9 protein-coding genes and 1 pseudogene are annotated in these 7,243 nt (G+C 37.7%); 4 read left to right on the top strand and 6 right to left on the bottom strand.

All coding sequences use genetic code 11. The features are described from left to right. Window positions 1-431 precede the first annotated feature (431 nt). Window positions 432-1,811, bottom strand: a complete 1,380-nt coding sequence (locus KH893_RS10810) for a YhgE/Pip family protein (RefSeq protein ID WP_281166142.1) — start codon at window positions 1,809-1,811, stop codon at window positions 432-434. 253 nt (window positions 1,812-2,064) lie between these two features. Between KH893_RS10810 and KH893_RS10815 the strand changes: the two genes are divergently transcribed. Then, complete coding sequence (locus KH893_RS10815; RefSeq protein WP_281166143.1) at window positions 2,065-2,658, top strand: TetR/AcrR family transcriptional regulator; 594 nt, start codon at window positions 2,065-2,067, stop codon at window positions 2,656-2,658. Between the two features lie 130 nt (window positions 2,659-2,788). Here the strand turns inward: KH893_RS10815 and KH893_RS13240 are convergent, their stop codons facing one another. Further along, on the bottom strand, window positions 2,789-2,938 hold the full coding sequence (locus KH893_RS13240) for an alpha/beta fold hydrolase (protein ID WP_427860346.1): 150 nt from the start codon (window positions 2,936-2,938) through the stop codon (window positions 2,789-2,791). A gap of 30 nt (window positions 2,939-2,968) precedes the next feature. Between KH893_RS13240 and KH893_RS13245 the strand changes: the two genes are divergently transcribed. After that, window positions 2,969-3,061, top strand: a complete 93-nt coding sequence (locus KH893_RS13245) for a putative holin-like toxin (protein ID WP_427860348.1) — start codon at window positions 2,969-2,971, stop codon at window positions 3,059-3,061. 79 nt (window positions 3,062-3,140) lie between these two features. Here the strand turns inward: KH893_RS13245 and KH893_RS10820 are convergent, their stop codons facing one another. The 4 genes and pseudogenes from KH893_RS10820 to KH893_RS10835 all read right to left on the bottom strand — a co-directional run bounded on the left by KH893_RS10820 (window position 3,141) and on the right by KH893_RS10835 (window position 6,471). After that, window positions 3,141-3,677 carry a DUF536 domain-containing protein gene (locus KH893_RS10820; protein ID WP_281166144.1) on the bottom strand — a complete coding sequence of 179 codons (537 nt, stop codon included), beginning with the start codon at window positions 3,675-3,677 and terminating at the stop codon, window positions 3,141-3,143. After that, complete coding sequence (locus KH893_RS10825) at window positions 3,670-4,605, bottom strand: replication initiation protein (RefSeq protein ID WP_281166145.1); 936 nt, start codon at window positions 4,603-4,605, stop codon at window positions 3,670-3,672. The genes KH893_RS10820 and KH893_RS10825 overlap by 8 nt, the downstream gene beginning before the upstream one ends. A gap of 712 nt (window positions 4,606-5,317) precedes the next feature. Continuing rightward, window positions 5,318-5,528: pseudogene (locus KH893_RS10830) on the bottom strand (hypothetical protein); the annotation flags it as partial. A 355-nt stretch (window positions 5,529-5,883) separates the two neighbouring features. Beyond that, a complete protein-coding gene (locus tag KH893_RS10835; RefSeq protein WP_281166146.1) occupies window positions 5,884-6,471 on the bottom strand; it encodes a site-specific integrase in 588 nt (195 codons plus the stop codon). Between the two features lie 94 nt (window positions 6,472-6,565). Between KH893_RS10835 and KH893_RS10840 the strand changes: the two genes are divergently transcribed. Both KH893_RS10840 and KH893_RS10845 read left to right on the top strand, forming a co-directional pair. Next, window positions 6,566-6,826, top strand: a complete 261-nt coding sequence (locus tag KH893_RS10840; protein ID WP_010579598.1) for a type II toxin-antitoxin system Phd/YefM family antitoxin — start codon at window positions 6,566-6,568, stop codon at window positions 6,824-6,826. Then, window positions 6,819-7,133 (top strand): Txe/YoeB family addiction module toxin, encoded by a 315-nt coding sequence (locus tag KH893_RS10845; RefSeq protein WP_007127120.1) that lies wholly within the window; start codon window positions 6,819-6,821, stop codon window positions 7,131-7,133. Before KH893_RS10840 ends, KH893_RS10845 begins: the two co-directional genes overlap by 8 nt. Window positions 7,134-7,243: the final 110 nt, after the last annotated feature.

Here is a 7,243-nt window from a genome sequence, read left to right on the forward strand (position 1 = left end):
AACTTACTTATAGACCCTAAAAAATCAGAACTGATTTTTTTTGTAGCGCAAAAAAACAGATCATCTTATAATTTAGAGAAAAATTTAGCTAATTACAAAACATTTAAATAGTATGCACTATATTGGCTTTTTATTTACAATACATTAACTACCAACATCACGATGACAATTAATACTATTCACCTAATTTTATTTCTGTTTAATACCATTCATCAATTTAAAATTTGTAAATAGAATGTATTTTGGATAGTTCTAGTGAGCATATATAAATCCTAGTATAGCTCGAAATCGAACCTAACTACTATGGTATACACAAGTAGATTGAGGAAAAGAACGCGGCGCGATGCCTCAATTTTTTGTGACTAGTCTTTACAATTAGATTCGAGATGATAATCTGTTTCATGGCTTTTAACATAATCGAAACACCTTCTTTAATTCTCTTCTGCGTTAGTTTCTATTTCGATAAAGCTTTGATGGAGGCCGATTTGAAAACGCACAATCATGGCGATATTGAAGCCAAAGATGAGTACGATGATGACCCAAATGTTAGTTGTTATTGCCTGATGAGTCGAAATGAGGCTTCGCAACGCATCGATCAAATAAGTCATTGGTAACCAAGCATTGATAGCTTTGGCAAAATTGTTGACTAAGTAGGTCGGGTATAAGCCGCCAGAACCGGCTAGTTGAAGCACTAGGACGATTGAAACCAACCAGGTGCCAAAACCGCCAAGTAGCAATCGAAGGCAAAAGATGAGCGATAGAAACAGTAACGAACCGAGCAAAATTGTCCCGAAAAAGGCGCCTTGATCGGCAACGTGCAGATGATTCCCAGCGGTTAACGACCAATTTAGCAGGACGGCCTGCAACAAGCCAACCGAGCCGATGACTGAGGCTTTACTTGCCCACCATGTCAAAGCGTTGCGAGGCTTCTTGTGTGGCAGAAAACCTTCATACATCGTCCCCAAAGCAATCCCACCGACATAAAGGCCGATTGCAATGGCGAACGGCGCCATACCGGTCCCGTTATTTGGAATTTTAGCGATATCACTAGTTACTTCATGAACAGGTGCAGCCAAAGCAGAGGCATTGCGGGTCTTTGTGTGAATGATGCTGAGTTTTTGGACGGCAGTATTGAGGCTGTCAGCAAGTGTTTGGTTGCCTTGTTGTAGTTGTTGTGAGCCGTTGGTGATTGCTTGAAGTTCCTTCGTGATCGTTGTGTTGTTTGCTGTTAGCTTCTGAGCACCCACCGCCAACGCTTGACTACCACTGGCGGCTTTTGCCGTGCCTTTAGTAGCCTGATGCAGCGTGTTTAACACAACGGTTGCATCAAGCTTGGTCACTTGTTGTGACACTTTTGCCTTAATCGCTGTTGCTACACCGGTCGTCATTTTGGAGACAATGAAGTTTTGCCCGGAATTAAAGCGAAAATACAGATTCATGGCTTGAGGTTTAGCGGTCAAAATCGTCGTTGCCTTTTTTGAAAAGTCTTTTGGTACTGTCAAAATCATGTAGTACTTGCCCTGGCGTAAACGGTCAGCCGCTGTTTTGGCGGTGACATGATGAAAGTCTAGGGACTTGGACTCGGTGAGGCTCCTCGTCAAACCTGTGCCAATGGAAATGCTTTTTCCGTGATAAGTCGCGGTTTGATCATGATTGACAATTGCCACTGGCAGATCATCCATTTTGCCATAGGTGTCCCACATGGAGGACAGGTAGATAAAACAATAGATTGCTGGAATTAATGCAATTGCGATTAAGACAATGATCATCATCTTGTGTTGAAATAAATAGTGCCATTCACTTTTTAGCATTGTATGGCCACCTTTCAAATTGACATGCTGTTCATTAGCAATAATAGGGGTGTCACGGTAGTCAAGCAAGAAACAATTTTTTTGAATTTGTTCAGGGAAAAGGCCATTAATTATGCGCTACTTGGCTTAAAAGTGTGATGTTAGCGGCTTTGCTTGAATGGACATTTTCGACAATATTGTCAATTGCTAACCAGCCAAAATTATTGTTTAATGAAGGTGAAAATTAACAACCTGTCAATGGAGGTGAGCAGTCGTGGCAGTCAATACGAAAATGTTCGAAACAGAAGTCAAGATTCAAAAGGCGTTTATCCAATTGTTGCAGCAAGAAGGCTTTGGAAAGGTCAGCGTGCAACAACTGGTTAAACTTGCCGGCATCAGTCGCGGAACGTTTTATTTACATTATTTTGATAAATATGATTTATTGAATCACTATGAGGATGAGATTGTGAGCCACGTGAACAGTATCTTTGCTCGGTTTCCAAAGTCTTTAACTCAAAACGGCCAGGTGAAAACGAGTCATGAAAATAATGCCTTTTTCCAACTGTTCAAGTATCTTTATCGGCAGCGCGAGTTAGCCGCATTGTTATTGAATGAAAGCAGCACGCAACTTGTTGGTAAGGTTAAACAATTGATTGTGGCTGTGTTGCGGCAAGGAGACGGAGATGTATCAAACAACTCAGGCCAAGTGCCGAGTGAGTATGCGCAGGAAATTGTGAGTCAAGGCGTTCTGGACATCATCATCTATTGGCTGAATCAAAACCCTGTCTCATTGCCAGAAGAGGCTTATCATATTTTCCGACAAACACGCCTGCTGACGCCGGAACAGCTGACGCGGCAGATTAAGTGACGGCAAAGGCATCTGAGTTATCTGTCAATTTTTCTTTTATGACCAGTTTAATGTGGTGCAACATGACATTTTGCATGATCTGCAATGACAACAGGCGCCGCTAAAAAACAATATCAAAGCCTTTCTGAAATTAGCTCATCAATTCAAGCGTGAGATAACCACCATAGGAATGACCAACTAGAATGACTCGCTTTGAACTGATTGCATGAGAGAAATTATTTAGCTGTTCTACCAGCTTGTCAGCGCTATACAAAGTATGGGGAATCTCAGAAGCACCCATTCCCGGTAAATCGAGATAACTTCGACACCGATGTTGCTGTTTGCAATATTTATTTTAGCGTTGTTAACATACATCGGCAAAAGGAACAAAAAAAAGTCGACCTGCTCAACTTTGGTAGGTTGAAGGACGACAAAATTATCGTTTGAATAGCATGCCACCGCCTTTAAAGCGGCTTGTATGGGAAGTCTTGTTAGCGCATGGCTTACCAAAAATGCCACCAACTTTTATTAAACTTATTTTTATGTATATCCTCTTTCTTGTCATTTTCTTGTTGATTTCGAACTGGGTTAGAAGTTTCAAGTAATCCACTTAGTTTCTGAATATGGTTCCTTAATTTTTTGTTCTCTGCTACGGTTGTTAATTGAAGTTGTTGTTGCTGGTCGATCAGTTTTGTTAGCTGATCTATTTGTCTATCTTTGTTACTTATTTGTTGGTCTTTGGTAGCAAGCTGTTTGTCCCGTTGAGACTTTAAATCTGCTACTTCTCTTCTTAGAGTAGCGATTAGCTCATTATTTTCTTTGCTAGTCTTTGTCGCCTTTTTGCTACCTATTTGTTGGTTCTTTGCTACCAAAGTCTTTGCTACCTTGCCTCTAATAATCCTTTCAGCTGTAAGGCTGATCACGTTTTTACCTTGACTATCTTTTTGTCGGTTCTTTGTTGGTAGTCTTTGGTAGTGGTATTGAATAGTTTGTTTAGAGACCTTTAATTCATCAGCAAGTTCTCTAATAGTTTTAGGCATTATTTCCAAACCCCTTTCGGAGTTCAGCAAGGAATTCTTTTCTTGCTTGATCTCTGATTTTTTTATCATGTTCAATCTGCTTTTCAGCTAATGCTTGTTTTTCAGTTGTTCCTAAAGGCAAGCATTTAACTTTGTCAATTGCACGCCACTTTTCTTTATCTGATAATTCATCATTATGCTGAATGTTAAAGAGTTTTTGACGCTCATCTTGAAATTTTCCTTGAGAAAAATCATTTGCGTCTTTTCTTTCAGGTTTCCAAGTAAAAGAATAACCGATAACTGGCTTTCCACGGCCTTTACCATACTTTTTTCTAATCGTTAGGCCTCTAAAAAGAGGGGTTAGTTCTTCTTTAATTGGCTGAATAACTCTAGATTCAACATTTGCAGGTTTAGCCCAGTAACTTTTAGGTATATCAAGTAATTCAAAAAAGTCGTTTTTAGAAAAGTAAGCATACCCAGTAGTTCGAAATTGTTTAAGTAGACGAAACATTGTTTTTGCGTAACTACTTTTTAAATCTCTAAACTCTGCTAAAGCATAGCGTACCCAGCTTTCAAGATTATTTAGAAGTTTTAATGCCTTGGGGTAAATTTGAATATCAACATAAGGGACTTCTGCTGATCCCTTAATTTCGAATCGGGTAAACATAACAAACATTTCTCTATCGAGACCATCTTTACTTCGAGAACCGAATCTAAGGCTTAATATTTTTTGATATGTACTTTGGATGTCATCAATAAATCGAGTATTTGCAGTTGGTTTATATGCACTTAATTCTTTTAATTGATCAAAGGTAAATCTAACAGTATCATCGCCTTTATCACGCATTCTAGAAACTATAGAAAAGAATAGATTCATTTCTATAGGAGTAAATCTTCGCAAAGGGATTGTATTTAGTTCAGGATCATATTTAATTAATTCATTGCTCATAAAATTAACCTCCAGAAATAATACTACTTTATTTTGATACAGAAGTAAATAAATGTAGTCGATAAACAGACAAAATGTAGTCGATAAACAGACAAAATGTAGTCGATAAACAGACAAAATGTAGTCGATAAACAGACAAAATGTAGTCGATAAACTTCTGTAAGCCTTGGGAGAGTAAGGCTAAAAGGGGGTCTAAAAGAGGTTTAAAAGAGGTTTATAAAAGAGGTATATAAGAGGTACCACTGTACGAGATCCAAACCTAAAACAAAAAAACACAAAAGAGTGAGCCAAAAACCAGCTCACATTAAACTCCATTCGCTACGCTCTTTGCGCCTCACTTTGTTCGTTGCCTAAAAAGGTGTGGCAAGTCACATTAATTCGGGCGCTGACGCCCCGAACCCCGTCCAAGCTGAGCCAGCTTGACCGCTTTTTCACTCGCCGTTAGGCAGGAAAGCAAAGTTTTGTAGAAACTTTGGCTTTCGCCATTTCAGTGTAAAGACTGGTTAAGAGCTGTCAATTCCTTATGCTCCCACGCTGCGCTCGTCCGCTACCATTGACAGCAAATAATTAGACTTTCTAAATTTCAATAAGGATTTAATTGTGAGTTTCCTTTTAAAGGCCCTTATTTCCCGATTTAAGCCATTTTAAGCTCGTTTACATAAAATATACCAAAGCAAAAATAAAAAGCCCTCAGCAGGGCTTTAAAGGGCCAGATGATAAAGTCTGGGCGTTTAATAATAGTTTCTTGTCTTTTTTTGCAAAATACAAGTTTATAAGGAATCATACAAATTCCTTTTGATCTCATCAGGTTCATTGAAAGAAGCTTCAAACAACTCTTGAATATCAACTTGCCAAGGATCAGCAAGCATTTCATCAATTGGTTTTAATACTTTCTTTTCGTCAATCTTAATGACTCCTAACATCAAAATAATGCTTTCAGTTTAAATTCACAGATCTTACAGCACCGTTATTCAAAATTTGTTACCAAGCTTATAAAGATTATCTGCACAAAGCAATTAAAAAATTTTGGCTTAAAACAGCGTAATCTGCGACACTTTTTAAATATTTAAAACATAACAATCCTTAGTTAGGTGCAAACATAAATTGAATTAAAAATACAGTCAATTCAACAACAGCAAAAATTGATTCTATGGTTATCAGCAGACCGAGTAAAACGAGGTCAATGCGCACTTACACGTCATATAAAATGACGCTGTTTTAAAATCTTAAAAATCTGTATCAGAAGTTGCTGTAAGCAACAACTAAAAGCAAACTCACTTAACCAAAATCAATTTGGTCTAGCATCGTTTCAGTACTAGCCTGGTCTAAGCCTAAATAAGCTAAGGTCATAGCTTCACTTGAATGATTTAATAAGTGCATGACTAAGCCAATGTTGTAATTGGATTGCGTGTAAACGCGATAAGCACCAGTTTTGCGCATCGTATGGGTACCTAGATAATTAATTCCTAATAGATTGCCGACCTTACTCATGATTTTGTAGAACTGTTTCTCAGTAATATGACGTTCTGGGTGTTGAAGGGAAGGAAAGAGCCATTCAGAGTCCAGCTGATGATTAAGCAGCCAATGACGATACAATAAGAGCTCTGTTTGAACCGGTTTAAGGTACAAGGTATTAGGTTTACCAGTTTTTCTGTCATGAATAAACGCATTTTGTTTAATAGATCCATCCGAGGTAAAAATATCGGTCTGTTTTAAATCCATAACGTCACTCACTCGCAGCAATGTAGCTTTACCAACTTGGAAAATTGTATAGTTACGCCGGCCAGCTTTGAAGTTGTTGAGTAAGGTGTCTTGCACCTCTTTAAGAACGTTTGAATCTTTGATGGGTAAGACAACTTGTTGCATAAGTCATAATCTCCTTTGGCGATATAATAGTTTATAATTGACGTACGTTATCATGTACGCTTATTATGTTAGATAAGCTAAGGAGGAGAATCATATGGAAAAAATTATTAATCCAACTACAGCACGAACAAACCTATTTTCACTTATCAAAAATGCTAATCGAGACTCTCAACCTGTTATTATTGCAGGATCCAATGACAGCCGTAGTGCCGTTTTGATTGGAAAAAAAGACTATGACGCATTACAGGAAACCATGAACTTAATGATGAATGGTCAAATTCAAGCTACCTTAAGCCGTAAAGATGATGAATCGGTTGATTTAGACGAAATGATCAAAGAAATTGATCATGAGTAATCGTTGGAAAGTAAAAATAAAATCATCAGCTAAAGGTGATTTAAAAAAAGTTTTAAGAAGCCCATTACGTCAGTCATTTGAAGAAATAAAAAATGTATTGGAATCTGATCCATATAAACCAATACAGTCATTTGAAAAATTAACACCACCTGCGGCTGGTTACTATTCTCGAAGAATAAATGGACAGCATCGCGTCGTTTATACCATTGATAAAGTAACTAAAATAGTCGAAATCTATTCATGTTGGGCCCATTATGAAAGTGGTAATCTTGAAATGAGCGGTAAATCTAATTCCCGGAAAAACTAGTGACTTAATATGCGTTATAAATCAAATATTATAATAAATAGCCCCCAATATCTACATTATAGATATTAGGGGCTATTTTAACAATGTTTTTGAGGGGTTATTTGTAAGTT

Origin of the sequence: Liquorilactobacillus sicerae, from assembly GCF_029916425.1 — a bacterium.
GTDB lineage: Bacteria > Bacillota > Bacilli > Lactobacillales > Lactobacillaceae > Liquorilactobacillus > Liquorilactobacillus sicerae.

Bases quoted from the DNA above. Each gene is read 5' to 3' on its own strand.
- KH893_RS13245 (WP_427860348.1), top strand. From the start codon at position 2,969: ATGTTGCTGTTTGCAATATTTATTTTAGCGTTGTTAACATACATCGGC.
- KH893_RS10840 (WP_010579598.1), top strand. From the start codon at position 6,566: ATGGAAAAAATTATTAATCCAACTACAGCACGAACAAACCTATTTTCA.
- KH893_RS10845 (WP_007127120.1), top strand. From the start codon at position 6,819: ATGAGTAATCGTTGGAAAGTAAAAATAAAATCATCAGCTAAAGGTGAT.
- KH893_RS10835 (WP_281166146.1), bottom strand. From the start codon at position 6,471: ATGCAACAAGTTGTCTTACCCATCAAAGATTCAAACGTTCTTAAAGAG.
- KH893_RS10820 (WP_281166144.1), bottom strand. From the start codon at position 3,677: ATGCCTAAAACTATTAGAGAACTTGCTGATGAATTAAAGGTCTCTAAA.
- KH893_RS10825 (WP_281166145.1), bottom strand. From the start codon at position 4,605: ATGAGCAATGAATTAATTAAATATGATCCTGAACTAAATACAATCCCT.
- KH893_RS13240 (WP_427860346.1), bottom strand. From the start codon at position 2,938: ATGGGTGCTTCTGAGATTCCCCATACTTTGTATAGCGCTGACAAGCTG.
- KH893_RS10810 (WP_281166142.1), bottom strand. From the start codon at position 1,811: ATGCTAAAAAGTGAATGGCACTATTTATTTCAACACAAGATGATGATC.